General features: G+C 37.8%; 25 protein-coding genes and 1 rRNA gene. 15 read left to right on the top strand and 11 right to left on the bottom strand.

Annotation, left to right across the window (positions count from 1 at the left end):
* The first annotated feature begins 60 nt into the window (after positions 1–60).
* The 7 genes from DI076_RS09550 (at position 61) to DI076_RS09520 (ending at position 5,846) form a co-directional block, all read left to right on the top strand.
* The gene (locus tag DI076_RS09550) at positions 61–759 is read left to right on the top strand and encodes a Crp/Fnr family transcriptional regulator (protein ID WP_108960885.1); all 699 of its coding nucleotides are present in this window, start codon (positions 61–63) and stop codon (positions 757–759) included.
* Positions 760–938: 179 nt separating this feature from the next.
* Positions 939–1,892 carry a rhomboid family intramembrane serine protease gene (locus DI076_RS09545; protein WP_108959697.1) on the top strand — a complete coding sequence of 318 codons (954 nt, stop codon included), beginning with the start codon at positions 939–941 and terminating at the stop codon, positions 1,890–1,892.
* 49 nt (positions 1,893–1,941) lie between these two features.
* Positions 1,942–2,409: an LIC11177 family protein gene (locus tag DI076_RS09540; protein ID WP_100726292.1), complete on the top strand. Its 468-nt coding sequence runs from the start codon at positions 1,942–1,944 to the stop codon at positions 2,407–2,409.
* Positions 2,410–2,663: 254 nt separating this feature from the next.
* On the top strand, positions 2,664–3,245 hold the full coding sequence (hisB, locus tag DI076_RS09535; RefSeq protein WP_167396522.1) for an imidazoleglycerol-phosphate dehydratase HisB: 582 nt from the start codon (positions 2,664–2,666) through the stop codon (positions 3,243–3,245).
* Positions 3,242–3,868, top strand: a complete 627-nt coding sequence (gene hisH / locus DI076_RS09530; RefSeq protein ID WP_108959695.1) for an imidazole glycerol phosphate synthase subunit HisH — start codon at positions 3,242–3,244, stop codon at positions 3,866–3,868. The genes hisB and hisH overlap by 4 nt, the downstream gene beginning before the upstream one ends.
* Positions 3,868–4,611 (top strand): 1-(5-phosphoribosyl)-5-[(5-phosphoribosylamino)methylideneamino]imidazole-4-carboxamide isomerase, encoded by a 744-nt coding sequence (gene hisA, locus DI076_RS09525; protein ID WP_108959694.1) that lies wholly within the window; start codon positions 3,868–3,870, stop codon positions 4,609–4,611. Before hisH ends, hisA begins: the two co-directional genes overlap by 1 nt.
* Positions 4,612–4,613: 2 nt before the next feature.
* Positions 4,614–5,846 carry a vitamin K epoxide reductase/DsbA family protein gene (locus tag DI076_RS09520; RefSeq protein ID WP_108959693.1) on the top strand — a complete coding sequence of 411 codons (1,233 nt, stop codon included), beginning with the start codon at positions 4,614–4,616 and terminating at the stop codon, positions 5,844–5,846.
* Between the two features lie 12 nt (positions 5,847–5,858).
* Here DI076_RS09520 and DI076_RS09515 read toward each other — a convergent pair whose 3' ends face one another.
* The 4 genes from DI076_RS09515 to DI076_RS09500 are packed head-to-tail and all read right to left on the bottom strand — an operon-like array spanning position 5,859 to position 10,492.
* Entirely contained in the window at positions 5,859–6,851 is a 993-nt protein-coding gene (locus tag DI076_RS09515) for an N-acetylneuraminate synthase family protein (protein ID WP_108959692.1), read from the bottom strand.
* A gap of 30 nt (positions 6,852–6,881) precedes the next feature.
* On the bottom strand, positions 6,882–8,954 hold the full coding sequence (gene feoB / locus DI076_RS09510) for a ferrous iron transport protein B (RefSeq protein WP_108959691.1): 2,073 nt from the start codon (positions 8,952–8,954) through the stop codon (positions 6,882–6,884).
* Between the two features lie 3 nt (positions 8,955–8,957).
* Positions 8,958–9,191: a FeoA family protein gene (locus DI076_RS09505; protein ID WP_108959690.1), complete on the bottom strand. Its 234-nt coding sequence runs from the start codon at positions 9,189–9,191 to the stop codon at positions 8,958–8,960.
* Entirely contained in the window at positions 9,188–10,492 is a 1,305-nt protein-coding gene (locus tag DI076_RS09500) for an ABC1 kinase family protein (RefSeq protein WP_108959689.1), read from the bottom strand. Before DI076_RS09500 ends, DI076_RS09505 begins: the two co-directional genes overlap by 4 nt.
* A 115-nt stretch (positions 10,493–10,607) precedes the next feature.
* Here DI076_RS09500 and DI076_RS09495 point away from each other — a divergent pair, with 115 nt between their 5' ends.
* Positions 10,608–12,608 carry a helicase gene (locus DI076_RS09495; RefSeq protein ID WP_108959688.1) on the top strand — a complete coding sequence of 667 codons (2,001 nt, stop codon included), beginning with the start codon at positions 10,608–10,610 and terminating at the stop codon, positions 12,606–12,608.
* A 122-nt stretch (positions 12,609–12,730) separates the two neighbouring features.
* Here the strand turns inward: DI076_RS09495 and DI076_RS09490 are convergent, their stop codons facing one another.
* The 4 genes from DI076_RS09490 to DI076_RS09475 form a co-directional block, all read right to left on the bottom strand.
* Entirely contained in the window at positions 12,731–13,027 is a 297-nt protein-coding gene (locus tag DI076_RS09490; protein ID WP_108959687.1) for a hypothetical protein, read from the bottom strand.
* A gap of 25 nt (positions 13,028–13,052) precedes the next feature.
* Positions 13,053–14,675, bottom strand: a complete 1,623-nt coding sequence (gene lnt, locus DI076_RS09485) for an apolipoprotein N-acyltransferase (protein ID WP_108959686.1) — start codon at positions 14,673–14,675, stop codon at positions 13,053–13,055.
* Entirely contained in the window at positions 14,644–15,693 is a 1,050-nt protein-coding gene (locus DI076_RS09480; RefSeq protein WP_108959685.1) for a lipase chaperone family protein, read from the bottom strand. The genes lnt and DI076_RS09480 overlap by 32 nt, the downstream gene beginning before the upstream one ends.
* A 101-nt stretch (positions 15,694–15,794) precedes the next feature.
* A complete protein-coding gene (locus tag DI076_RS09475; protein ID WP_108959684.1) occupies positions 15,795–16,724 on the bottom strand; it encodes an esterase/lipase family protein in 930 nt (309 codons plus the stop codon).
* Positions 16,725–16,890: 166 nt separating this feature from the next.
* On the opposite strand from DI076_RS09475, the gene DI076_RS09470 reads away from it, so the two are divergent.
* Positions 16,891–17,646, top strand: coding sequence for a TetR/AcrR family transcriptional regulator (locus DI076_RS09470; RefSeq protein ID WP_245918358.1), 756 nt, complete (start codon positions 16,891–16,893; stop codon positions 17,644–17,646).
* 56 nt (positions 17,647–17,702) lie between these two features.
* Positions 17,703–19,349, top strand: a complete 1,647-nt coding sequence (locus DI076_RS09465) for a TPM domain-containing protein (RefSeq protein ID WP_108959683.1) — start codon at positions 17,703–17,705, stop codon at positions 19,347–19,349.
* A gap of 60 nt (positions 19,350–19,409) precedes the next feature.
* Here the strand turns inward: DI076_RS09465 and DI076_RS09460 are convergent, their stop codons facing one another.
* Positions 19,410–19,880 (bottom strand): GNAT family N-acetyltransferase, encoded by a 471-nt coding sequence (locus DI076_RS09460; RefSeq protein WP_108959682.1) that lies wholly within the window; start codon positions 19,878–19,880, stop codon positions 19,410–19,412.
* On the bottom strand, positions 19,881–21,281 hold the full coding sequence (locus DI076_RS09455) for a glycine--tRNA ligase (protein WP_167396521.1): 1,401 nt from the start codon (positions 21,279–21,281) through the stop codon (positions 19,881–19,883).
* Between the two features lie 63 nt (positions 21,282–21,344).
* Here DI076_RS09455 and DI076_RS09450 point away from each other — a divergent pair, with 63 nt between their 5' ends.
* Genes DI076_RS09450 through DI076_RS09440 form a run of 3 tightly spaced genes read left to right on the top strand, consistent with a single transcriptional unit; the run spans position 21,345 to position 24,327 of the window.
* Positions 21,345–23,153, top strand: coding sequence for an energy transducer TonB family protein (locus DI076_RS09450; RefSeq protein ID WP_108959680.1), 1,809 nt, complete (start codon positions 21,345–21,347; stop codon positions 23,151–23,153).
* Positions 23,150–23,914 (top strand): PrsW family glutamic-type intramembrane protease, encoded by a 765-nt coding sequence (locus DI076_RS09445; protein ID WP_108959679.1) that lies wholly within the window; start codon positions 23,150–23,152, stop codon positions 23,912–23,914. Before DI076_RS09450 ends, DI076_RS09445 begins: the two co-directional genes overlap by 4 nt.
* The gene (locus tag DI076_RS09440) at positions 23,911–24,327 is read left to right on the top strand and encodes a hypothetical protein (RefSeq protein WP_108959678.1); all 417 of its coding nucleotides are present in this window, start codon (positions 23,911–23,913) and stop codon (positions 24,325–24,327) included. The genes DI076_RS09445 and DI076_RS09440 overlap by 4 nt, the downstream gene beginning before the upstream one ends.
* Here DI076_RS09440 and DI076_RS09435 read toward each other — a convergent pair.
* The gene (locus DI076_RS09435) at positions 24,324–24,788 is read right to left on the bottom strand and encodes a GyrI-like domain-containing protein (RefSeq protein WP_108960883.1); all 465 of its coding nucleotides are present in this window, start codon (positions 24,786–24,788) and stop codon (positions 24,324–24,326) included. The genes DI076_RS09440 and DI076_RS09435 overlap by 4 nt on opposite strands.
* Positions 24,789–24,879: 91 nt before the next feature.
* On the opposite strand from DI076_RS09435, the gene rrf reads away from it, so the two are divergent.
* Positions 24,880–24,996, top strand: a 5S ribosomal RNA gene (gene rrf, locus DI076_RS09430).
* 335 nt (positions 24,997–25,331) lie between these two features.
* Positions 25,332–26,360 carry a hypothetical protein gene (locus DI076_RS09425; RefSeq protein ID WP_108959677.1) on the top strand — a complete coding sequence of 343 codons (1,029 nt, stop codon included), beginning with the start codon at positions 25,332–25,334 and terminating at the stop codon, positions 26,358–26,360.
* Positions 26,361–26,365: the final 5 nt, after the last annotated feature.

The following is a 26,365-nucleotide window of genomic DNA, read 5'->3' as shown; positions in this document are numbered from 1 at the left end:
TAGAAAGTTTCTAAAATTTTGTCTCGACAAGCGACTGGTAAGGGGTTACATAAAAGTTCGATGTCTGACCTTCCACTCAATCCTGATTGTTTTGTATGTGATTATAAAAATCATAATGTGCTCCATTGTGCTGCTCATGAAACAATTGAACGAATCAATGCAGGGAAAGATTTTACGATCTTCCCTCGTGGTAAACACCTCGTCACTGCAGGAGTAAAGGCCGAAGGATTTTTTTTCATCAAATCAGGACTCGTACGCAGTTATGTGCAACTCGCCAGTGGGAAAGAACAAACCCTCCGATTGAGTGGGCCTGGTGATTGGGTTGGATTTCGTGATTGTATTTCTGATTCCATTTCCCACCATAATGTTGTCGCAGTTGAGGACACTCACGCTTGTTACATCACAGGAGCACTCATTGATGCTCTGGTCAAAGATGATAGTAATTTCCAAAAAGAAGTATTCCGACAAATGGCCAAAGAGTGGCGTGAGATGGAAGAACATGTGGTCTCTCTTGGGACCAAACAAGTTCATGAAAAATTAGCAGAGATCCTCATTGTTTTAGACAATGCCCAAGGACGAAAAAACCATGTGGAATTAAAAGTCACAAGGGATGTACTTGCGACTTTCATTGGTACAAAAACGGAAACCTTGGTACGGGCGCTTTCGGATCTCAAAGCCCGAGAATTTATCTCCGTCGACAAAAACCGCATCGACATTCTGAACAGAGATGCGTTGTATTCTCTTTCAAAAATTGCCTAAATTTTTCTCCCAGCTATTAAGCAAGTGCCATGGATTTCCGATGGTAGAAGTGATTGATAATCAAGGTAGGGTCTGTTGCCTGATTTTACCTTAAATCACTCCCGGGGGGCTTCCGAAAGGATTCCCCCTTTTTTTATTTCCCTTGTTTCTTTCCCTAGACTCTAAATTTTGGAAGTACCATGAGTAGAAATCGAAGCCAGGGCCCTAGTTTGTTCGGGAATCCGATCCTTCATCCTTTGAATGTAATTTTAATCCTCAATTGTATTATCTTTTTTTTACAATACTTTGCAAACCAACAATTGATCTTTCGATTTGGACTCACTCCTGACTTTGTACTCAGTGGCGAAATTTGGCAAATACTAACCTATGGATTTTTACATGAGGTTGGATTATTACCGATCCATCTTTTGTTTAATATGTATGCAATGTATATGTTAGGAAGTAACATCATACCGATCATTGGGAAAACAAAGTTTATCATTTTATATTTTTTATCACAAATTGGTGCGGGTATTTTTGTAGTAAGTTCCGCATATTTGAATGTTATGTTAGGTGGTGGAATTTCCCTATTAGAGTCCATGACCTCTCAAACAATCGGTGCCTCGGGTGCAGTTTTCGGCTTACTTGCGTTATTTGGTTTATTCTACCCAAATGCAGAGTTATTATTATTCATTTTTCCAGTGAAGGCTAAAAATGCTGTATGGGTATCTCTTGTGATTGGGTATTTGATTTCCCAATTTGGGAATGCACCTATTTCGAATACCTGCCACTTGGGTGGTGCCGTGACTGCTTGGTTACTTGTGAAACTGTTTCCCAAACAATTTTTACCAACGACAATGCCATACCTTCCTGGAATGGAATGGGAATCAACAAGGCAATCAGAATCAGTCCCACAACAAAAACCAAAACTGGTACCTGTGGAAGATTTGTTTTTGGACCAAAAAAAACTCAATGAAACTGTCTTACGACAAATTGAATCCAAAAAAGATCGAACTTCGGTCATTCATTATTTACAACCATTACAAGTGGAAAACGCTAATATTTGCCCTCCCTCTACGTATAATACCGAAGATCCCATTTGTTTACGGTGTGAGTGGTTGCCAAATTGTGCCTTACGAAAGGTTCAGGAGTAATTTTTCGTCTAAATCCTTGACACTCATTTGAGATGGGGATAATGAAACTATGCCTGAAGAAAAAAAGTCCTCTGTGGATGAGGTATTAAAACGCGAAAAATTAGCAAAAGACTTCGAGAAGGAAAAGCGTGTTTCCGAGCAGAAGGCAATTGAACAAGCAGCTTCTAAATTGTCTTCACAAAGCCAAGTTGTTACAGAGACTTCCAAATCTTCCAAATTCATCACCAATATCGACATTGCCTTTTCTCAGGCAAAATCTGATTTGCGGTACTATTTTTTGAACGATGGCAATTATGCAGATGAATTCAAACGAATGTTTGTCGAAAACGAGGCGATTTTCAAACGGTATGGAATCACGAGCCAAAAGTATATGGAATACATTCGCGAATCCTTCGATCGTTATAAAAAGATCCATGACATGATGCCACTCGATCCGATGAAACCTAAACATTTCAAATATGTGGAAGATTCGATTTCAGAACTCATCCGAATGTTCAACCAAAGGTTTGGAAAATAAAGGGGAAATTTCAGAAAAAAAGGACGGATTTCCCTAAAATTTTGAGAAGGATTTTTGCCTGGTTTGTTAGTTCCAATAGAGGGACATATTTGGACTCACGTTGGATACGGATTTTGCTTTTTGTATTGGTCGCATTGGTATATTGTTTTTGGGTATTTATCGGTTATAATTTGGTAGGTGTTTTGAGCCTCGCTTCCTAAATCGTTTACATTCTCTCTTGACATCAGGGTTTTCTACCAAACATGCTTAGGAATATGGTGGAATCCAGAAAAACATCCGAAACGGACATCCGCTTGGACCTAAACCTCCGAGGCAGTGGTGTTTATTCATTCGATACAGAAATCCCTTTTTTCGAGCATATGCTCTCTCATATAGCCAAACATGGTCTCATTGATATGGACTTAAAACTTCGTGGGGACATTGGTATTGATTGCCACCATTCCGTGGAAGACACAGCCATTTTACTTGGACAAATGATCCACACCCAACTCGGGGACAAAAAAGGAATCTTTCGGTATGGAAATTTCACCCTTCCTATGGATGAAGTTTTAACAACTGTGGCAGTTGACTTAGGTGGAAGATTTTATTTTAAATATACTGGACCTGCACTGGATGGGAAGTTTGGAATTTACGACGCCGAACTTACGTTAGAGTTTTTACAAAAACTAGCACTGAATGCAAAAATGAACCTACATGTTGTGGTACATTATGGTGAAAACAGACATCACATCCACGAATCTATATTTAAGGCCTTAGGAAAAGCATTACGCCAAGCAATTTCGATTGATTCAGGTGCCAAAGACCAGATCCCTTCTACAAAGGGAATGCTCGAGTGATTGCTGTTTTAGATTTTGGAATGGGGAATATCCATTCCCTATTAAAAGCAGTTTCTTTGCATACTGATGATTTTATTTTTACAAGTGATCCGAACAAAGTAAAATCGGCGGATAAAATCATCTTACCAGGTGATGGACATTTTGACAAAGCGATGGAAAACCTTAACGAACTAGGATTTGTTTCTATTATCAAAGAGCATGTCGCTGCAAAAAAATATTTATTTGGTATTTGTATCGGTTATCAAGTGTTATTTGAAGACTCAGATGAAACCAATAAAATTGGTTCTACAATTTCTGGGCTTGGACTTATCAGAGGCAAAATCAGAAAGTTTGAGGGTAAACCCAATCTCAAAGTTCCTCATATGGGTTGGAACAAACTCTTTGATATCAAACCAAAAAACACAAAACTTTTAAAAGGAATCCCAAACGAATCCTTTATGTATTTTATTCATTCCTACAGGCCTGTTGGCGTTGACAGGTTGGATATTACAGCTAACTGCCATTATTATGGAGAATCGTTCCCGGCTGTTGTAGAAAAGGAGACAATTTTTGGAACACAATTCCATCCAGAAAAATCAGACAAAATTGGGCTTGGAATCCTAAAAAATTTTATTGAACTCTAATGTTAGTATTACCAGCAATTGACTTACTCGACAATGAAGCAGTCCGCCTATTACAGGGAGACTATTCTAAAAAAACGGTTTATTCTTCTTCCCCCGAAAAAATGATCCAAGTGTTTGAAAAACAGGGTGCAACTCTCATCCATATAGTTGATTTGAATGCGGCAAAAACTGGAAAATCAGAAAACGGAAAAACAATCAAAAAAATCAAAGAAGAATGTTCCGTAGAACTGGAATTAGGTGGAGGAATTCGCTCCATCGAAAATATGAAATTCTATGATGGGCTTGGAGTTTCACGTTTTATTTTAGGCACAGTCGCTGTGGAAGATCCGAACGTTGTCCAAAAAGGTTTAGAAATGTTTGGGCAAAATCGTATTGTCATTGGCGTTGATGCTAAAAATGGATATGTGAGAACCAAAGGTTGGGAGACCAATTCTGGAATTTTATACAAAGATTTTTTAAAGACGATGTACGGAATGGGTGTCCGCCATGTGATTTTCACTGACATATCCAAAGATGGAATGATGGAAGGACCCAATACAGATGTGTACATTGAATTACTCACAGAATTTCCTGATTTACAATTAGTTGCTTCTGGTGGGGTTTCTAAAACTGAAGATTTAGTAACTTTATTTGAAAAAACGAATGGAAAATTGTTTGGTGCCATCACAGGTAAAGCCATTTATGAAGGAAAATTAGATTTAAAAGAAAGTATCAGGATTCTAAATCAAAAGAGGGAAAAGTAAAAATGAATCGTAAGAATTTGGCAATCGGTGGTCTCGTCGTAGGAGTTTTAGGACTTCTTTTTTCGTTCCTATTGGCAGTAGAGTATTTTGGAATTGGAACTGATAATGTAGCTAGAGCCGCTTGTTCCGCATTAGGTGGAGGTGATTCTTGTTTAAAAGTCGCTGAAAGTTCCTATTCAGCCATTCCTGGAATTCCATTTTTAGGAAATGTTCCTATCGCCTTACTTGGGTTTGGATTTTATGGATTAATCACTTATGCATTTTATCTCATTTCAAAAAGTACAAGTTCTGATGAAGTCACAAAACTAATATCCTTACTTTTCCCTGTTTTGGCTTTAGGATTTATTTTTGATCTGATTCTTTTTGGAATTTCAGTGGGAATTATTGGCACAATTTGCCAATTGTGTTTTATTACTTACCTAGTCACCATCTCTCTATTAGCTATTTTATTTATGTTATGGAAAACAGAAGGGAAACCAAAACTAAATGTTGTATCTTCTTTAAAAGAAGGAACGACTACTTTTGGACTCGTTTTCTTTTTTAGTTTTTCAGTTGGATTTGCATCTAGTAAAATGTGGGTGAAAAGTGAATCTTCGAATACACTTGCTACATCTCGTGGAATGGATTCTAAGGAAATCCAATCAAAAATTGATGTTTTCTTCTTAGAGCCAACACTTGGGATCAAAACCCAAGGTTCTCCTTTCATTGGAAAAAAAGATGCACCCATCACAATCGTAAAGTATGCTGATTACAATTGTGGTCACTGCCTTCATACAAGCCATATTTTACACACGGTTCTTTCTGAGTATGATGGAATGGTAAAAGTTGTGTATAAAAATTTTCCTTTGGATGGTTCCTGTAACCGACTCATGCAACAACCAAGACCAGGGGCAACTTCTTGTGTAGCTGCAATGGCTGCGATTTGTGCAGACAAACAAGGAAAATTTGAACCGATGTATCGTGGTTTGTATGATAACTTGGAGAAGGGTGTGGCTCATTCAGGTGCGAGTGTTGTGAATTTGGCAAACCTCATTGGTCTCAATGTTTCCTCATTAAAGGCTTGTATGGCTTCCAAAGAAGCTCAAAACCAATTGAATGCAGAAATTGACGAAGCAGAAAAATTAAATATCCAATCAACTCCTTCCCTTTTTATCAACGATCGTAAGATTGAAAGTGGAACACCAAATCCTGTATTCTTAAAAACGTTACTAGAACAAATCATACAAAAGATGTAACACTCTTGGCACCTAATCTCTCTTAGGTGCCAATCGGATGGGTCCTTCTGGTAAAAGGGAAGGATCTCCCACCTTTTCCAAATCCCAAGAATTTAAAACAGTATTGTCTTTTGTGTGGAGTGCAGGTCGTAAACTAATCACTGATTGCTTTTGTTTGTACAAAGACCTACGACCATAAAACCATCCACTTGTTTCTTCTGGATGGGTGTTTTTTCCATACACACCTCTCATCTGATAACTTTGTTTGGTATCATCTGCCAATTTGCGAAAGGAGACTGGATCCATCGAAATGGCGTGGTCTGGCCCTTCCAAGTTTCGATCGAGTGTGAAATGTTTTTCGATGACAACAGCACCAAAACCAATGGCGAGAGAGGAAGCGAGTGTTCCATCAGAATGGTCACTAAATCCAACAACAAAATCTGTTGTGTCCAAATAATAGGGAATGGATTGTAAATTCACTTTGTCTAGTGGTGTTGGATACATAGATACACAATGTAAGAGACAAACTTCTACCTTTTCATCTTGGAATTTAGAAATGGCACGAATCACTTCTTCTGGTAAGGCAGCACCAGTGGAGACAATGATTGGTTTTCCAGTATTGATTACTTTGTTTAACAGAGATAAATTGACAATATCACCAGATGCAATTTTATAAACAGGAACATTGAGACTTGATAATAAATCCACAGCAGAATCGCAAAGGGGAGTAGAAAAAAAATCGAGTCCCAAATCCAAAGCTGTTTTCTGGAATTCGCGATGAAATGTTTCATCCAACTCATACTGTTTGAAGATATCAAATAAAAACTTTACATCAGGGTTTTTGGCATCTATGAATTCTTCTGTTCGATAGGTTTGGAACTTAACCGCATGAGCACCTGATTCTTTTGCCTTTTCGATCGTACGTTTCCCAATTTCTAAATTGGCATTATGATTGAGTCCAATTTCTGCTACCAAATATGGACTTGAGTTTCTAGTTATGATTTTATTCCCGATATGAAAATCCAAAGTGTGCCTCTAGATTTCATTGTCGGCAGATTAAACAAATCCTAAAATTTTTCCCAATTGGTAGACCAGAAGTGAACTTGTGATCGCAAGAGTCGTCATATACAAAAACTGCACAGTCGGCCATAACAAACTACCTGTTTCCTTTTTGGTGACAGCTAGTGTCGACATACATTGGCTTGCAAAGGCAAAAAAGAGAAGTAGAGAAACTCCGGTGAGGGGTGTCCATACCAAGGTACCATCGGACTTTCGATCGGACCTGAGGGTTTCTCGCAAGGATTCTGATTCTTCTCCTTCCTCTTCCGATCCGTATAATACGGCTAAGGTGGATACCATCACCTCTCTTGCAGCAAAAGAAGTGAGAATCGAAATTCCAATTTTCCAATCAAATCCCATAGGTGCAATTGCAGGTTCCATTATCTTACCAACACGACCGATATAGGATGTCTCAATGGGGCTAGTTTTCCAAACATTGTCTTTGTATTCCGCTGGGAAGTGGCTTAAGAACCATAATAATACAGAGATATAAAGAATGATTTGGCCCGCTGTTGCTAAAAACGATTTTACCTTACCATATACAGTGAAGAATAAACTTTTGAGTGAGGGAATGTTATACCTCGGTAGTTCCATCACAAAGTAAGATGCATTTTCTTTAAAAACTGTTTTTCTAAAGAGAAGTGCAAAAGCAAAACTAACCGTCATTCCTAGGAAGAACATGGAAAATAAAACAAACCCTTGGACATTGAAAATACCAAAGATTGGCGGATAACTAAAAACAGTTCCTACAATTAGAATATAAACCGGATATCTTGCTGAACACATGATGAGTGGGGACACCATGATCGTTGTAAAACGATCTGATTTGTTTTCGATGGTTCTTGTTCCAAGGATGGCAGGTACAGCACAAGCAGCCGAAGAGAGAAGGGGGATAAATGATTTTCCCGATAAACCAAATTTTCCCATGAGTCTATCCATGAGGAAACTGGCACGAGCCAAATAACCAGATTCTTCTAAGATTCCAATAAATAAAAAGAGTAGGGCAATTTGAGGTACAAATACAACCACACTCCCAACTCCACCTAATATCCCTTCAACGAAAAGAGAACGAAGCGGTCCATCTGGTAAATACATTGCCGTGAATTCTTGCAATTGTGTAATTCCGACTTCAATCAAATCCATTGGGATTTCTGCAAATGTAAATAGGCTTTGAAATAAAATTCCCATCAGTAGGAAAAAACAAAAAAATCCAAGAATAGGGTGTAAAAAAATAGAATCCAATCTTTCTCCCCAACCACCATTTTTTGAAATAGGAGATAAAATCGTTTCTGATATGATTTTTTTAATCAATATAGATCTATGAATCATCTCTTCTTGGTAACCGAACAGGTATTGGTTTGATTGCAATTCTTCAGATAAGATTTGTTTGGTGGAGTCGGGGAATTGGTTTAGATATCGATTGTCTTGTAAATGAGTGTCCCCGTTCAAATATTTTAAGGCTTGTGATAAAAAGAATTCTGCTTCGTTTGTATTAATCTTGAGTTGTTTCTTAAGTTTGGTAAATAAGGATTCTTCTTTTGGTTCCCACTTCCAAAGTCGTTTTTGTTTTCGAAAAGAATTTTCATTTGAGAGTAGATTTTTTAGTTCTGGAATTCCTTCTCCCGATTTTGCATTTACGAGGACAATTTCTAATCCTAGAGATTGTTTTAGCGAATTCAGATCAAATTGGATTCTTTTTTTTTCCAATACATCTTTCATGGTGAGAACAACTAAAGTAGGTACACCCATATCGATGATTTGTAATAAAAATTGTAACCCTCGTTCTAAATTGAGAGCATCAAGTACGTAAATGACTACTTCATCTTCGTTACGTTTGAGTAAAATTTCGTAGGCAATTTTTTTATCTTCTGCAATCCCACCAAGACCGTATGTTCCTGGTAAGTCGGTGATTTTAAGTTCTAAATTTGGAAAAGAAACGAAACCTTCTTTTTTTTCAACGGTGACTCCGCTAAAGTTTCCTGTTTTTTGGTTTAGGCCAGTAAGTTGATTGAATAATGTGGTTTTCCCACAATTTGGATTCCCGACTAGGTAAATGTTTTTTTGTTTCATCGTTTATTTGGTTTTTAGTAAAATCGCTTCTCCGTCTTTCATTCGAAGCCCAATTGTGGTTCCACCAATTGAGCATATTAGTTTACCAAGGTACTTCGATTTGGTCTTCAATCGAATTTCAGCACCAGGAAAAAAGCCCAGTTCCAAAAGTTCTGTGAGCATTTGTTTTGGCAATTGGTCCATATTAATGGATTGGATGACAGCAGAATCACCTTCGTGTAAATCGAGTAATGTCATGATTTCCCGATTACAAAGTTTTGAGAGTCTCGAAATAAATTGATCTCAGGTGCCATGGATTTTACATAACGATCAAAGTATAACATTTGTTTCATGAGGAGTGCAAATTCTCTCGGAATTTTTAATCCATTTTTTTCCGCAATTTCCTTCATTTCGAACATGATACGATTCACCTTCGATTCATCAAACATTTCGTTTTCAGTTAAATGTACATAGACTGATTCTAATTCATTGAATACAGAATCTAATTCTTTGGCAAGAAGAGTTGGATTCACACCACTATCGGTTGAATCCATTTCCACAAGTCCTTTAGCGACAAGTGTGGGTTCGCCAATTCCAATGCCTTGTGTGAATAACATAAGGCCTCTCCAAATTTTAGGAGAGATCCTGCCTACAATCCCAAAATCAATAAAACCAATACTTCCATCCTTAAGGATCATTAAATTCCCAGCGTGGACATCTGCATGGAAAAAACCTTGGTTGGATAAAGAAGAAAACCAAATTTCCAAAGCATCACTTAAAACCTTTCTTGGGTTGTCTGTGAATTGTTTTAACCCTTTTTCATCGGTGATAGGAACTCCATAAAAACGTTCCATCGTTAAAACTTTTTTTGTGGAGAGAGTATGATACACACGAGGCACTCTTGCCCTTGTTTCTTTTGCTTTTAATAGATACGTTTCAAACTCTTCTATGTTTTTAGCTTCTTGGATAAAATCTATCTCTTGTAAGATGGAAGTTTGGAATTCTTGGAACATCGCAGTGAGTCCCGATTTTTTAAATTCAGGAGCAATGACTTCTAAAACTTTAGTGAGAATTCCCAAAATCTGCATGTCGGTTTTTAACGTTAGGTGGACATCCGGCCTTTGTACTTTGACAACGACATCAAGACCTTCTTTTGTCACTGCCGCATGGACTTGGGCGATGGAAGCAGAGGCAAGAGGTGTTTCATCAAAACTATGAAAGAGGTTTTCTAATTTTCCACCTAGCTCCCGTTCGACAGAGGAGCGGATTTCTCGGAATTGTACGGGTCTTACCGAATCAAGACATGCTTGCATTTCTTCGACATACTCGATGGGAAAAAGAGATGGGGCACTAGCTATGAATTGTCCCAGTTTGATATAGGTGGCACCTAATTGGGAGAAGGCTTCCCTAAGGGAGATGGCAATTTCTCTATGGTTGGGGTTTCCTTTTGCCAGTTTGGTAAGGATACCCAGGAGTCTCGTAGAAAACACAAAACTGGAATGGGCCACGCGAAGGCTTGAGTGGAGACCGAAAGAAACAATTTCGGAAAAAGAGTCCATAAGCCCTAATTTGCGACCTAAATGGGGATTGGAAACGACAAAATGGACTTCGAACCTACAATTGAAATAGAGTTGCAGGATTAGGTCCCAACCAAAAACTTATCAAATCGCACCCATGAGCCAAGAAACTGTCCTGTACCAAGAGTTAGAGAAACTCGATCTCAACGAGATCAAAAAAATCGCAAGCCTTTGGAACATCCAAAAGATCCCAGGAAAGGACAAAAAATCGACCATTTTGGGTCTCATGGAGATTTTCCAAAACGAATTTTACCTAAAAGGTGTTTTGGAAAAGTTCACGCCCCTCCAAGTGAACATCCTCACCTCTATTTTGAAAAACAAAGGAGTGATGACCCTCGGAGAAATCTCGAGAAAAGTCAACATCCCTCCCATCAATGTGGAGATGGAACTAAACGTTCTTCGCAAGTATTACTTATTATACCAAAGAAAAAACCGCGAACGCCTTACTAATAATTTAGATAAATACCATACCTATGATGAATACCAAAAACTCATCAAAGTAGAAACAAATCCTAAGGGTGAGAAGTTTAAGTTTTCCATTGAGAAAACTCTTCACAAAGCAACCATTAGTGAACTTCCAGAGGAATGGAAGGAAGCAGTAGGTGCAAAAAAAGGCGAACACATTGAAACCTTTTTAAAGAATGCACTCAGTACTGAATTTTTACAAAAACTCATCGATGAACTTTCTGATTTTGATAAAGATGTATTACACCAAATTTATATCCACGGTGGTGTGATCGAAGCTGAAACCATCCGCAATTATATCACAGTCAATCGTGGGAAATTTGAACAAACCATTCCTCACCTAACAGCACTTTATCTAGTCCGAGATTTGTATTATGTAGAAGACAAATTCATTCGTGTGATTGTCATACCAAAAGAAATTCTCGACCATTTACAGTTTTCGCCTATTTTACCTCCTGTAAAAAAGGGAACTCGTGTTCGTCAGGAAAAAATTTCTGCAAACGGACTCGATTTTTTCTTAAACGTAAAAAAACTCATTTCTTATATTTCTAGAAAAGGTTTGAACCTAGCAAAATCAGGAAAAATTAAACAAGCAGATCATAAAAGAACAGAAACAGAACTTTTATCACCTGACATTGAAATTTTCCCTGAAAAAAGCCAGGTTTACCAAATCGAACTCATTCTCCCCATCTTAAAGCTGTTAGGTTATGTCGATATCAAGGGCGAAAATGTTATCTTAATCCAAGAAACAGATGAGTTTCTAAAAAAAGACATTTTTGAAATCATGAAACTTGTCATTCATGAAGTGAATGAAGCAAGGACTCGTAGATTAAACCCAGCAGAAGTGTTTACTGCTACTGAAGTTCCTTTTTATGAAAAAGGAATTTTGGATAAAACTGTAAAACTCATTATGGCACACGGAAAAATCAATACTTCAGTGATATTTTCCCATATCATTCGTGACCATTTAGTATTTTCACCTACTTTCCAAATCAAAACATATGAAGAAGATTTAGCAGATCTCCGAAAAGAGATCATCTCTGCTATTTTTTACTTACAACTTTTTGGTCTCATCGAAGTTGAATACCCACAAAGGAATCTAAGTTTATCAGAACTTGGACTCCATTACTTCAACCATGAGCCACTCGTAACGGTAACAGAAAAGGGTGGGATTACTATCAACCCAGACTTTTCGATCATTGCGTTCCCTGACCGAGTTTCCTTACATGGAATTCATTTGTTGAAAGCGTTTTGTGAGCTCAAAGATTATGATCGTGTTTATACGTTCTTACTCACAAAAGACAGTTTCCAATTAGGAATTTTACTCGGTTACGATAAAGAAACCTTTATCCATTTCCTACGTGAGTCTTCAAAAGCTGATCTTGCACAAAATTTACTCTTCTTACTCGATGATTGGGGAAACAATTTACCAATTGTAACGATTACCGAAGACTCAGTTCTCCTCCGAACAAAAGATTCTCAAGTGATGGAACTTCTACTTGGTCAGATCAAAGGGAAAAAATTTGTATTAGAAGAAGTGAGTCCAACAGGGATCATCATTGAAAAATCAAAAGTAATGGAAGTGATTGCCATTGCTGAAAAACTCAATATGATCATTCGTTTGAATCGTTAAAACCTTTCCTTCCTCAATTGAGTATGGGTTCTTATTAGAACCATTCAAAAAAAAAGACCAACGATTGTTGGTCTTTTTTTTGCCTTCTCTATGATGGAAGGAGAATCAATTCGGGGAATCGATTACTTTTTTTCACCCACTGTCATTTCTGGATCAGTGACTTTGATTTTGCTTTTAAAATCCCATTTACGAAAGGGGGATACAGCATCCAATCTTTCTTGTGTGACAAAGAACAAACGTTCTCCATATTTCACAAGCCCACCCTTGTAGTATGCATATTTCGTTTTGTGGTCAACTGTTCCTACTTCAACTACCTTATTCCAATCTTCGCAAGTCTTTAACGATGGTACCTTTCTAAGATACAACTCCTTGATTGAGTTTTCTTTGACTGCATCGCGAAGTATTTTTTCCCATTCCATATTCGAATAGCCTTTCTATCCTATGCTAAATTTCAATTTCATTTTTCTTTTTATACGAGTGGAATGCTCTAGGACTCGTGAAAAATGCAAAAAATAAGCTAAAAAGAGCCATGAACCTCCAAGGATAGGGGCCAATTCGTAAATAAGGTGTCTCTCTCTCAGTGGAAACGGTCATCAAATCTAAGTAGGCAATTGCTTTTTGAAAGACTGGTAATTCCCCCATCATCTCTCTTCCCCAAGGATCATAGGCTGTTGTCATTCCAGATACAGCGGCTCGAACATACGGCCTTCCTGATTCAATCGCTCGTAACCTTCCCGCGCCAGCATGTTGTTTCGTTTCTGTGTGGCTCTCAAACCATGAGTCATTTGTGAGGTTGATGATCAGTTCTGAAGGGGAACGTTTTACCATACTTCTGACAAATTCTGGATACAAAACTTCATAACAAATAAGAGGAGTCAAAAGTACAGATTCGTTGGATTTGGTTTGAATGGTTTGAGAAGTAAATTCGATGTTTGGGATATGGTGGCTTACCTCTGGGAATAGGCCAATTAAGAAAGGCAGTTTTTCTTCAAAAGGAAGGTATTCTCCAAATGGCAAAAGAATGTGTTTGTATCGCCTATCTGTTTGTAAGGTGATCGGATGCAATGTGCTAAATGAATTTCTGGAGCCTTGATCCCAGACGAGTTCATTGAAAAGTAATGGTGCATTTGCCTTCTTGACAAGATTTGTTGTGATATCGACAAAACTTTGGCTATACGTTGAGTTTGCATGATCGGATGCCAAGGTGCCTAAAAAAGGAATGGAAGATTCAGGTAAAACAATCACATCGATTGGTTTCGGAGCATTGCGTATGGCTTCATCTGAAAGATTATACACATCTTGTAAGGTTTTTGTCATAAAATCAAAGTTTTCTCTGATTTCATTTTTCGCATATGGTGTGTTTGGTTGGACTAAAACAATATGAAGGTTTTTTCCTGAGGGGATCGTTTCTGCCAAAAAATATAAATTGGTAGAGAAAATGAAAAGAATCGGAGCCAAGTATAAAACAGATTTTTTCCAATTTGAAATTTTATGGCTCACCATCAGGTAAAGTAAAGATACGGATAGAACGGAAACTACACCAAGCACCTCGGTACCAAAACGTGCCATCTGTCGCCAAAGGATTTGGTTTCGGAACAGATCACCCCAATACACAGGAAAAATCATTGGGCAGATCCAATCTGAAATCAGAAACAGAGAAGGGAAAATCAAGAGATAAAATTTTGTTTCACCTACCAAACGATATTTGTGAATCAAATAAGCGAAAACAAATATCACTCCAATTTTATAAAACGAAAGGATCGCGTACAATAAAAAGAGAATGCATGTAACAAAGTTTCCTTGTGCAGAAATATTTTTGATCGCATTCCACATCCAGAAAAAAGAAGTACAAGTTACCAAAAAGGAAAAGAGAATTGTACAATGAATCGCAAATCGGAATGTTCCCACTCGAATGATTTCCTTTGTGACGAGGAGAATGAATAACACACTCAAAAACCCTGCGGTGACAAAACCGTAGGGCTCAAGAGAGAGTGCAAAACACACTGCAGCTAATACAAGGTATGTGAAGTGGGAATTAATTCCCGGAATTTTTGAGTGTATTCTCATATTCCAATCGACGAGTGTATTCTTCTGCGAGTTCTTTGTTGCCTAAGGTTTTAATGCGAAGTTCCATCAATTTTTTCTCTTTTTCCGCATTTGATAAATTTGGATAGTTCTTGAGTAAGTTTTTTTCTTCAATTTCTAGTTTTGAAATTCTTTCTTCTTCTTCTTTCATTTCTCTCAAAACTTTTTCCATTCGGTCATTACCATCTTTTCCAAAATAACGAATTCGTACTTCACGTTCCTTTGATTCGCGTTCTGTGCCAGAGAGTTTGACCAATTCGTTTTGTCTGAGGTCCATTTCCGTTTCAAATTTATCATATTGTGGTTCACGACTCACTACGGCGTTGTAATAATTTCCAAAGGATTTTTTGCGATAATCTTCATACAATCGAATTCGTTCGTCCGCTTTTAGGTTTTTTGTTTCCTCTAAAAAATTCTTTCGATTAAAACTAAAATCAGCAGTGGCTTCTTCCAATCCAAATATCAGATCTGCATCTTCTTTGGAAAAATACTTCCTTCTCAGTTGTTTGATTTGTTCGTATCGTTCTGCATTCGTGAAAGACTTGGAACTAGGATCTAATTGTACCATGGCTTCTTCGTATTTCAAATAATTGGTAAGTAAGTTTAAGAGTTTTTTTGCATCTTCACCAGAATACTCATTTTGGATGAAAGCTTTGATGTATTCGTGGCATTGTTCCCTCGTGCTACCTTCTGGGCATTGCCGGCGTAAGTTCCATAATTCAGAAATTAAATTTAGATCACCTGATTTTGCTTTGGCGATAATCTCGTCAAAGTGTAAGAACTGACCATCGGGTGAAAAAATTGATTTCGCTGATTCTAAATAAAAAGGATCCACAGAAAAACCATCACTTTGGGTGCGAAAAAAAGACTCAGCTTTGTCATTTGGATTCTCTTCATTGGAAGGTCCAAAATCATTCGGTTTTGTGAATTGGTATATCACAATGACAAAAATAATAGCGATGGCGCCGAAACTTACGAAACGAAGGTATTTTGTATGCATAGAGATATTGGTGAAGTAAAGTAAAGGTTAGAAAATGTGATCTGAAAACAAAAAAACCCAAGGCAAAGCCTTAGGTTTTCTAAAAAATTAACAAAAGTAGATTATTGGTTCGCCTTCATATTGGAAGCCATATTCATATAAAATCCTTCTACATCATACCATAAACTTCCAGATCGAAGTGTATTGGATACTTGTAAATGGTCAACTCCAGTGGTAAAGATTCCGTATGAAGGACCTCCTTTCCACGTTCCCCATTTCTGAGAAGAAAGTGGAACAAGACCATCATTTGTTGCCCCTTGTCCTTGGAAAAGTCCACCAGCAGCACATGCTGGGTGTAAAATTCCCATCAGTGGGTGTTGGATTAAATCAGGAATGGTGATATAAGAACCGTACGAGAAATATTTCACACCTGATTGGTTAGGAGTGTAAGAGTTAAATGTAGATAAACCCTCTTTGGTAAGAGAGGATAAAGCAGCGAGTGCATTTTGTTGGTTGGTTCCACCATACACTACTTTCACAAGTGTTTCTACAATACTTGCCACAAATGGTTGGATCCAACCCGGAAGGACTGTTTTGATGATATCAGCAATTGGTGATCCATAATGAGGAGTATTGAGTGTTGTAAGTGTTGCCACTCGACTGGAAAGTCCTAAGTTGGAAACCATATAACGACTATCGAGTCCACCTTGGGAGTGGCCAAGGATATGGAATTTTCCAGAGTAGTTAGTGGCTGCTGCATAAGTTAAGATGGCAGCTTTTAATTCAGCTGCTCTCACTTCATTTGAGTTAGCTGCTGTTTTTGATGGAGCGTATACAGTAGCTCCTTGGCTTCTGAGGTAGTCATCTGTTCCACCCCAATAGTTGACAATACTAATGATCCCACCAGAATTTTCGCCCCATCCAAAAAGACCATGTGATAAAATGATCGGGTAGGTTCCCGCAAGCGGTTTAGAAGAAGAACCAGAACTCGCAAGAACTGGGGTTGCCATCATGGCAGTCACAAAAAAGGCCAAAAGACTTTTTCGAATCATAAATATTTCACCTCTGAATTTTCTAAGATAAAATTGTGGCAATTTGACTTATGTGGGGCAAGAAAATTTTTTTATGACAAATAAAAAAATGGCAAAAATATGTCATAATTGAACATGTTCAAAAAGGGAAACATGTCCTCACACGCAATTGAACGTGTTCAGTTGTATGGATATAGGACATTCTGTTCTCAATTTATTTGGACTCAATGAAACAATGCCAAACTCAATGAACGTACAACTGAAACTAGATCCAACGAAATCATTCACCAAAAGGGAACAAACCAAACAAAAGATTTTTCGAACGGCGATTCTTCTCTTCCAAAAAGAAGGGTATGAGACAACAACAATGCGAATGATCGCAAAGGAAGCCAAAGTTTCATTGGGACTTACCTATTATCATTTCCAATCCAAAGAAGATTTGGTACTAGAATTCTATAAAAGTTCTCAGAAGGAATTGATCAGACAATCGGAATTGTTTTTCAAAACAACAAAAGATTTTAAGGCGCGTTACAAGTTTATCGTCACAACACAATTAGAGCTTTTTTCCCATCATAAAAAATTCTTACAGGTCCTTGCAAGGCAAGCAGGAGATCCAACCTACCCTTTATCACCATTTAGTTCTGAGAGTGAAAGTTTACGTGAAGAAGCTGTAGGAATCATACGACTTGCGATGATGACTTCTAATACAAAATTACGAGAGGACTTGAGTAAAGTTTTGCCTGATCTTCTATGGATGCAACAAATGGGGATTTTGTTTTTTTGGTTAAGTGATCCTACCAAATCATTTCAAAACACAAAATTGATGATCCATGATTCTTTGGATCTTACTTTTAAACTCATCAAACTTTCTAATTTCCCATTGTTCAAAAGTGTAATGGGACCTATCTTTCGGATGGTCAGACTTGCAAAATTTAAATCATAAATACTTTCGAAAACACTACTTGCCAAATCTGGAAAATTTGGTAGAGTCTAAACCCTATGTTATGGAATCCGAAATTTAGCTTCCAATTCCTTTTTACAATTTGTTTGGTTCATCTCATTTGTTTGACTCCAGTGTTTGCAAAAGAACCAAAACTCCTTACATCGCCCATCACGGATGAAGTTGGAATCTTAAGTTCCACACAGATCACTCACTTACAATCGGTGATATCCGAAATCGAATCAAAAACTGGCGCTCAAGTATTTTTATACATCATTGAAAGTTTAGAAGGAGAAAATTTAGAAACCTATTCCCTTCAGGTTGCAGAACAATCAAAAATTGGGCAAAAAGGAAAAGACAATGGTGTACTCGTATTCCTTTCAGTTGGTGATCGTAAAGTAAGGATTGAAGTAGGGTATGGTTTAGAAGAAACATTAACAGACGTATTGTGCAGTCGAATCATCAAAAACATCATGATTCCCGAATTCAAAAAAGGAGATATTCCCAATGGAATTCTACATGGTTATGATGCAATTGCATTGATACTCTTTGGTGATGCTGATTCCAACCCCAATTTACAAACGAATTATCCAGATGGCATTGGTGCAGCTTTTTCCAATGACAATACGGTAACAAATATTGGGATATCAATCGTTGTGATCGTTGTTGCTGGTATTGTATATTTCCTCTTGACTGATGGGAAAAAATTCAAACGTAAAATTTGGTTGGATGTATTCTATGGTGGTATTGTCGTATCTGGACTTATTTACTTCTTACCAGATGCTGTTTTTTATTTTTTTTGCTTTGGGATGATCGCATTCAATTTATATCTATTGTATGGGCGTTGGGAATGGTTTTCGTATCCTCTTTCGATCCTTTCGCTTCTTTTTTGGATCCCATTTTTACAATTCAGTTTTCATACCGAATGGATTGTCCTCTTTTGGATCATTGGTGTCATTGGATCCATCCTTTTAGTCATTAAACTTGCGTTAGATGATGAATTGTTAACTTCCTACAAGGAGTTTGCCAAAAAATTAGGTTTTACTGGCAGTGGACTTTTTTTCCATACCCTTGCCACCCTTAGCCTTTGGTTTAGTGTTGTTTCCTTCCTGAACCAAGAATCCATTTTTTACATAGTGTATTACCAAGGGCTTATTCTTTTTACCTTGTATGGATTTTCAATTTCAGTCTTCCAAAACCATGCCATTCGCTATGGAGTTAGTTTCCTTTTATGGTTGTCTGTCATTTTCGGATTTTACTTCTATAGGCCATCAATAGAAAACACTCCTCAACTAATTGATTACAATACCTTATTCCAAAGTTTCCAATGGTTTTGTTGTTTGGTATTGGGGTTTGTATTAGCAAAATCAATTCATGTAAAATCTTGGAAGACAAGGTCTTTGAAATATGGACTCATTTCTCTAGTTTGGACTTTTGGGTTTTCCATTGAACGTATCCTCGGATTCAGTGATCACTTTTCGATAGCGATCTTTTTCTTTTCTTATTTTACCTTACTTATCTTACATTTCTTTTATACAATTTGGGAAGAAAGTGACGGTAGTTCCTATTCTTCGTACTCAACAAGTTCAAGTTCTTCTTCGAGTTATACAAGTTCATCGAGTTCTTATCGATCCAGTTCGAGTTCTAGTTCAAGTGGTGGTGGCGGAGGAAGTTTTGGAGGAGGAGGGAGTTCTGGAAGTTGGTAAAACCATTTGGAAAATCCATCTGAACGAAATGATTGAGTTTATTACTTGAGTGTCAATTCCTCAATTGACGAGTCGTTTTCGGTAACGGATGTAAAACGGCTCAAAACTTGATCGATTCCAAAATTTGACAGCTTCTTCGTTTTTTAAAATGGCTCGAAGTTCAATGGCGGGAATGTTTTTTTCCAAACACCAAAGGTCTACATCTTTTAAGAGTTCTGTCATATACCCTTTTTTCTTTTTTCCTAATTTGGTGACAGCAAGGTCAATGAAAAGACTTCTTTCTTCTTCGAGATGGGGTTTTTCTTCAATCCTTCCTATGACAAGAGAAACAAGTTCCTCTTCCTCAAAATACCCACGCATGTACACTTTTCCAGTACCAATCAATTTAAAATAGATATCAGTGAATTTGGTGGCAGCGCGGGGACGAATGCGGAAAAGCCCATCTAACTCGAGTTCGTTTACCTTTCGGAAAAACTGATTCACGAGTTCGATGGTTTGGTTTCTATCGGATTCTATAAGATTTCGGATCACCTATACCATTCTTTGGATGAGGTATGATTTGAGTTCAGAAACTGGAATTCTTTCTTGTTTCATCGAATCTCTTTCGCGAATGGTAACTGTTCCATCACTCATGGTATCATAATCGACTGTGATACAGAATGGAGTTCCGATTTCATCATGGCGGCGGTAACGTTTTCCAATCGCACCACTTTCATCATAGTCAACATACCAATGGTTTCTTAAGTCTGCATAAATTTCTTTTGCTTTGGCATCAAGTCCGTCTTTTTTCATCAATGGGAAAATCGCAACCTTCATTGGGCTCACTCGTTTTCCAAAACGCAAAACAGTTCGAATGTCATCTTTTTCTAATTTTTCTTCTTCGTAGGCATCGCATAACACTGCGAGGAAGAGGCGGTTAAGTCCAAGTGCTGGTTCGACAACATAGGGAAGGTATTTTTTCTTTTGGTCTAAGTCGTGATACTTTAAATCTTCAGAAGAAAATTTCTCATGTTGGGTTAGGTCATAATCGGTTCTCGAAGCAATGCCCCAGAGTTCTCCCCAACCAAATGGATATTTATACTCGATGTCACTTGTGGAATCACTATAAAAGGAAAGTTCTTCCTTCTCATGTTCTCTCACTCGTAGGTTTTCTTTTTTTAAACCGACTACATTCACAAGCCAGTCCATACAGTAGTCTACCCAATACTTGAACCATTCTTTTTGGGTTCCAGGTTCACAGAAAAATTCCATTTCCATCTGTTCGAACTCACGAGTGCGAAAGATAAATTGGCGTGCCATGATTTCATTACGGAACGATTTCCCAATTTGAGCAATTCCAAAGGGAACTTTTTTCCGCGCAATTTGAGTTACATTTTTAAAATTGATAAAAATCCCTTGGGCAGTTTCCGGACGAAGGTAAATGTCAGTCGCACCTTCTTCCGAAGCACCATGAGAAGTTTTAAACATCAAATTGAATTGTCTTGCATCGGTGAAACTACCGACAGTTCCACAAGTAGGGCAGGCATAGGCTTTTTCGCGGATAGTGTTTGTTAATTCTTCTAAACTTTTCCCAGTTGCTGCACCTTCTCCTTCTTTATCCTCTAAAAATTTGTCCACACGCACTCGGGTTTTGCATTTTTTGCAATCCATCAGTGGGTCATTAAAATTGGAAATATGGCCAGAAGCCTCCCAAACACGAGGGTGGAGGAGGATAGAAGAGTCGAGTCCTAATACATCATCCCGACGGTGGACAAAAAATTCCCACCAAAGGCGTTTTAAATTATTAAGGACTTCAATCCCATTTGGACCATAGTCAAAGGTATTGGAGAGGCCTCCGTAAATTTCGGATCCTGGGAAAACAAAGCCTCTTCTCTTGGAGACTGCGACTATGGGTTTAAGCGACTGTTCTTCTTTCTCTTTCGGCTGTGCCATATCCGCCAAATTTTTTGTTTTCCATGAAAATTCAAAGTATTTTCCTTGAGATAAGACTAAAGAATGGATTCGGCAAACTCTCAATACCTCTCACCCTGGGCAAAAAAATCCTTAACGTTTTTCCTTTGGCTCTCTCCACTTTTCAGTTTGGGACCTTTTTTGGCCTTTGGTATCCTCTTTGCTTTCCCTAAGGAATTTCGCCTCCGCTTAAAAGCAATCGCGGTCATTGCGGTTTACATTCTCAATTGGATTTTGTTTTACCCTGTTGAGTTATTACATCGTTCCAGTATGGAATGGGAGGGAATGATCAATGCATTTTTAGCGCAGGATGGAACAACCTTCCGTTTGAAGTTTGGGTTTTTTATTTTTTGTTTTTTTCTCCTCCTATCCAATTACTTTCACAGCTATTTTAGAAATCGGAAACGAGAATCGGTAAGACAGATTCGCACCAGTCGAGACTTTCCAAGTTCTCAAATCCGAACTGAAATGCGAATTCGAGATTCTAAATTTGATACCATTTTGCTTGTACTTGTCCTTGCACTCGTATTCCAATATTTATTTTTATACATTACCGAATCTCTAAACCCACAAAAAAATCTATCACCACTCGCGCCTCTTTACGATGTTCATCAGTTTGTATTTAATTATTCGATTTCAGTTTGTATTTTATTGTTTAGTTTTAATCGAAACAAAATCCCTTCACTGCTTGCGAAACCATATCTTAGTTATATGGAAGGAATTCGCATTCGTGAAAGTTGGAAACAGGCTGTTAAAACAGAAGGAAAGTTCCCACTTCGATTAGAACTCATCATCAAACAAAAAGCAAAATTCCGTGATCAAATATTACCTGGGTTTGGGCATATTTATGTTTATGAATATTGGCGTGGATTTCCCATTTTATTCCTAACACTATTATTATACTTATTTTCTGCGGTTTGGGTTTTTTCTTATATCAGTCCAATTTTTGGGATTCAGTTCCTCGCAGGTTTTGGATTAAAACCAGGAATCCCAGACAAAGATTTTTTTATTTCTTCACAAAACATTGCTTATGCGGCTTTTTCACTCGCTGCATTAGTTGGATTGTATTTTTACTCTGCAATGATTTTAGAGAAGTCATTCAGTTTAGAAAATTTAGGAATTAAAAAAGACAAAGATGGCGAATCGGAACCATTTTTTAAACCAGGATTACGAAAAGGATTTCGAAATGTGTTACCACTTTCATTACTCTTCCACTTGGTTTTACTTTGTTTAGTCTTCCTCATTCCAATCAGTATCCAACGTGGTAAAAAAAAGGAACATTCTGCGCAAAAAAATGACCACTTCCGACCTGAAAAGATGGAGTTTTATTTCATCGATCCGAATGTCCCAGATGATACCCAAGGATTGAATGGGGGAGTCATCACCGGTAACGAAACCGAAAACAAGGAAAAGGGTGAAAAAATTTCCAATGAAAAGGTAGCGGATAACGGACCGGTGAAAGGTTATATCAAAAAAATCCGTGGAAAAAAAGTCCCTCCCACTTATTCCAATTATATCTCTGCAAAAATGCGGATTCCTGAAAGTTATATGGACTACTGGGCCAAAGCTCCTCATCCTTATTCGAGTGTTGTTGCATATACAATCACACAAGATGGTGATGTCATTGATGTAGAACTAGTGGAAGCATCCGATTACCCAGACCAAGACTTAAGAACCTTACAACTTGTGGAAAGTTTGGGACCTCTCATGCCGCCACCAGGAACGAAAAGTGACATTCGTGTCACCGAACTATTTTGGAATGGACCCATTGACCCTGAGTTTGTTCCTACACCTTTACAAAAAGAAATGATCAACTTGTTTGACGGCCGTTATATGGAAGAGATACCTGAATGAAAGAAATGGGAGCCTTTGATTATTTGATTGGTGCGGCCACAGTGTTTCCATGGGCAGTTGTCATTTGGAAAGCTTATAAACCGAAAAAAGGATGGCAAGAGGTCATTGGAATTCTCTTTGCATTGGTATTTGGTTGGCTATCCACCGATTTAATTTTAAGATTACACCCCATCCTTTGGCCAGAGACAGATTTTTCTCCGAAAAAAAAGGTAAGTTTACTCACTCAAACTGCTCATTTAGCATTTATCCAAGCTGGAATCACCGAAGAAACGTTCAAAATTTTCTTTATCATGGTATTGTCTTTCGTTTTGGGATATGATCGTAAAACAAAAGAATTTTCACCGAGTGTTGTTTTATTCGGCGGATTTGTGGCAATGGGATTTTCCTTCGTCGAAAATACACATTATATCTTCCGTGAACCTGAAGAAAAAAAATTAAATCTTTTTATCGCAAGAACCATTCATTCTTCCAATATCCATCTTTTGATCAATTTGTGTTTTTCCATGTTTTTATTAAAGAGTAACTTGAAACAAGATGTGAGTGCTAAACGATTGATTGTCATTTTTGGATTTGTATTGGCTGTTTTGCAACATGGTGTGGTAGATTTTTTGCTCATCCCAGGTGCCACCATTGGACTTTGGATTTCAACTGCTATGTTTGTTGGGATATGGGTTTGGGTGGTTACCGATTGGCGAATTTACGTTATCGAAAAAAAAAGACAATCGAACACAAACCAACCAAGCGAAGTACCTGTTATATGAAGAATTGGATTGCCTTTTTCATTTTCCTATCTTTTTTACAAGTAATTGACGCTGCTCACCCAAAGCAGAATCAACCTGTCATCAATAAATGTTCCAAATTCCTAACAGGAATTTTTGATAACAAATGTCAGTCGGGGCATAACTCCCGTTTTAAACGATTTTCATCATACCAAGTGCAAGAATATAATTCAATGTATCTCAAAGAAAAAATAGTTTGGAATGGTCCTTGTTCTTTTACACTTACCTTAATGGAAACGAATGATCCAGAAATATCGGATTTTATTGGTGGTTCGATCAAAGTGAAAATGGTTAAAGTAGAGAAAATTAAATACCAAACCTTAGAAGAAGGAAGTTCTGGCAAAACATCCTCGTGTATAGAAACTAAAATTGCAGAACTTGGATCAAATATCTAATTAGTAGATAAAAAAACTCGAATCCCTGCTTCTGAATATTCTTCCCAATCTGTTTGAAAACTTCTAATTTTAGGAATCTCTGGATGGTTCCAAATTTCAGCCCAAAATTTAGGAACAACTTCTTCAGGTGGGCCAGGTTGGATTGCAAAATAACGGCCGTTTTGTGGTGCTATCTGAATCAGTTCCATTCCTGGGAGCGGTTTTGCATTCGGATCTACAGCATAACCTAACAAAAAATCATACGCACCATTTTCATCTGATTCATAGGATGAATATACGGCAAAAAGAGGATCAATCTTTCGTAACATCTCCATTTTTTTTGGAATGTCTTCTTTATAAAATTTTGAATAAATGGCTGGAATGTTGACTTCTGCATCTCCCGGTGCATTGGATGTTCTGATACGAAGTCCCATAACCGTAAATTTTTCTGTTTGAACAAGTGGTTCTGACAAATTAGCCATAAGGAAATGCTTTTTGTTTTCCAAAAAAACGCAATCTTTTCTTCTATAATGGTTTGACTTCCCACTCTCTTCTGTACACATGGTAATTACTCCTGGTGATTATGGAGAGAAGGCCATACCCGTTCCCATTCCGAACACGGAAGTCAAGCTTCTCATCGCCGATGGTACTATTGGGTTCGCTCAATGGGAGAGTAGGACGTTGCCGGGTTAGCACTCATAACATATGATAAAGCGTTCACGAAAGTGAGCGCTTTTTTTGTTTTTAGGGCCCTGTGTGAGCCGGCCGCCGGCCGCCGTCCGCGACTCGCAGTAGTAGTCGCTGCCTCAAAAATAGAGCAAGGGTGTCCTTGCTCTATTTTTTCCGGCATTGTTGCCGGGTGGATTTTGAATGGATTGTAAACAGAGGAGAGGCTGACTTGTGAAGTTGGCTTTTTTTATTTACGAATATAAATCCATAATCGGAACTTTTTAGTAAAATTTCGCTTTAAAAATCACTTTCAAAACATAACGCTAGTTTTACTTTGATCCAATTCCGTTAAAACCATGATTCTAAATACTTATCTTCGTTGTTTCATTTTGGTATTTTTTCTTTCTACTTTTTTATATGGGCAAGATAATTCGCAATCACCGGACAGCCCCATACCGGATAAACCAAAGTACCGATTTGTTTCCATCAATCCAGGTGTAACATTGGAAAGTGTTTCCTTATCCATCCAAGGTAGAAATCGAGATGCATTGATGGTCCAAGATGATCCAGGTAGGGTCTCTTGGTTATTGGATGTAAAATCTCCTGAATACCAAATTTCAAAATACTTTGGAGTGAATTTACTTTTACATAATTCCAATTTTTTTCTCAATCGTCAATCGATCCCAAAAATATTTTCTAAATCAGCTTCTATTGAATCTTCCTCAGAGGAATCGGAATCATCAAGTTCAAATGGAGATTCTATCGCTTCAAAAAGTAATAAGGTAACCGAAGATGTTGGTACCAATGTGGAAGGAAGTTATTCAATGTTAGTTCCCATTTTTTATATCGGGAATCCTGATACCTTTCGATTGGGATTTGGTTTGGGTCCTGCTCATGTTCGGTTACGAGGGAATGTCGATTTTAAGGACACTGCTTCGAATTTACTCATTGCCTTTTCTGGACCAGGCCGAAATTCTTTTTTAAACAATTTAGGCGCTTACCAATTTGTATCAGGAAATTTAAATCCAAATTCAGATCCAACACTGAGTTATTTAGTCGCAAATCTTTCCACTGGAAACAATCTTGAGTTAGTTGGTTATTATCTTGGAAGCCAAGGTTTATTACGACCGGATTCCACAGCGTTGGCAGCATACTTTAGTGGACGTTTTAATGCTGTTGAATCGCTTGCCATCAGTAGTCTTATGCGTAACCAAGTCAGAGTGAATGCGGTAGCAAAATTTGCATTTATGATGTATTTAGAATCGCCCCCATTCTTAGGACTTAGAGCAAGAGTATCATTCGGTGGTCCCATTGTAAAAGAAAATGGATATACGTATGAACTTAGAACCTTTCACCTTGCGTTGTATATGCCAATTGAGTTTTGATTCAG

Source organism: Leptospira ellinghausenii, assembly GCF_003114815.1.
Lineage (GTDB): Bacteria > Spirochaetota > Leptospiria > Leptospirales > Leptospiraceae > Leptospira_A > Leptospira_A ellinghausenii.
Note: the sequence above shows the minus strand (reverse complement) of the source record. Positions and strands in the feature narration are given on the sequence as shown.

Bases quoted from the DNA above. Each gene is read 5' to 3' on its own strand.
- DI076_RS09550 (WP_108960885.1), top strand. From the start codon at position 61: ATGTCTGACCTTCCACTCAATCCTGATTGTTTTGTATGTGATTATAAA.
- DI076_RS09545 (WP_108959697.1), top strand. From the start codon at position 939: ATGAGTAGAAATCGAAGCCAGGGCCCTAGTTTGTTCGGGAATCCGATC.
- DI076_RS09540 (WP_100726292.1), top strand. From the start codon at position 1,942: ATGCCTGAAGAAAAAAAGTCCTCTGTGGATGAGGTATTAAAACGCGAA.
- hisB (WP_167396522.1), top strand. From the start codon at position 2,664: ATGGTGGAATCCAGAAAAACATCCGAAACGGACATCCGCTTGGACCTA.
- hisA (WP_108959694.1), top strand. From the start codon at position 3,868: ATGTTAGTATTACCAGCAATTGACTTACTCGACAATGAAGCAGTCCGC.
- DI076_RS09520 (WP_108959693.1), top strand. From the start codon at position 4,614: ATGAATCGTAAGAATTTGGCAATCGGTGGTCTCGTCGTAGGAGTTTTA.
- feoB (WP_108959691.1), bottom strand. From the start codon at position 8,954: ATGAAACAAAAAAACATTTACCTAGTCGGGAATCCAAATTGTGGGAAA.
- DI076_RS09505 (WP_108959690.1), bottom strand. From the start codon at position 9,191: ATGACATTACTCGATTTACACGAAGGTGATTCTGCTGTCATCCAATCC.
- DI076_RS09500 (WP_108959689.1), bottom strand. From the start codon at position 10,492: ATGGACTCTTTTTCCGAAATTGTTTCTTTCGGTCTCCACTCAAGCCTT.
- DI076_RS09495 (WP_108959688.1), top strand. From the start codon at position 10,608: ATGAGCCAAGAAACTGTCCTGTACCAAGAGTTAGAGAAACTCGATCTC.
- DI076_RS09490 (WP_108959687.1), bottom strand. From the start codon at position 13,027: ATGGAATGGGAAAAAATACTTCGCGATGCAGTCAAAGAAAACTCAATC.
- lnt (WP_108959686.1), bottom strand. From the start codon at position 14,675: ATGAGAATACACTCAAAAATTCCGGGAATTAATTCCCACTTCACATAC.
- DI076_RS09480 (WP_108959685.1), bottom strand. From the start codon at position 15,693: ATGCATACAAAATACCTTCGTTTCGTAAGTTTCGGCGCCATCGCTATT.
- DI076_RS09475 (WP_108959684.1), bottom strand. From the start codon at position 16,724: ATGATTCGAAAAAGTCTTTTGGCCTTTTTTGTGACTGCCATGATGGCA.
- DI076_RS09470 (WP_245918358.1), top strand. From the start codon at position 16,891: ATGGATATAGGACATTCTGTTCTCAATTTATTTGGACTCAATGAAACA.
- DI076_RS09465 (WP_108959683.1), top strand. From the start codon at position 17,703: ATGTTATGGAATCCGAAATTTAGCTTCCAATTCCTTTTTACAATTTGT.
- DI076_RS09455 (WP_167396521.1), bottom strand. From the start codon at position 21,281: ATGGCACAGCCGAAAGAGAAAGAAGAACAGTCGCTTAAACCCATAGTC.
- DI076_RS09450 (WP_108959680.1), top strand. From the start codon at position 21,345: ATGGATTCGGCAAACTCTCAATACCTCTCACCCTGGGCAAAAAAATCC.
- DI076_RS09445 (WP_108959679.1), top strand. From the start codon at position 23,150: ATGAAAGAAATGGGAGCCTTTGATTATTTGATTGGTGCGGCCACAGTG.
- DI076_RS09440 (WP_108959678.1), top strand. From the start codon at position 23,911: ATGAAGAATTGGATTGCCTTTTTCATTTTCCTATCTTTTTTACAAGTA.
- DI076_RS09435 (WP_108960883.1), bottom strand. From the start codon at position 24,788: ATGGCTAATTTGTCAGAACCACTTGTTCAAACAGAAAAATTTACGGTT.
- DI076_RS09425 (WP_108959677.1), top strand. From the start codon at position 25,332: ATGATTCTAAATACTTATCTTCGTTGTTTCATTTTGGTATTTTTTCTT.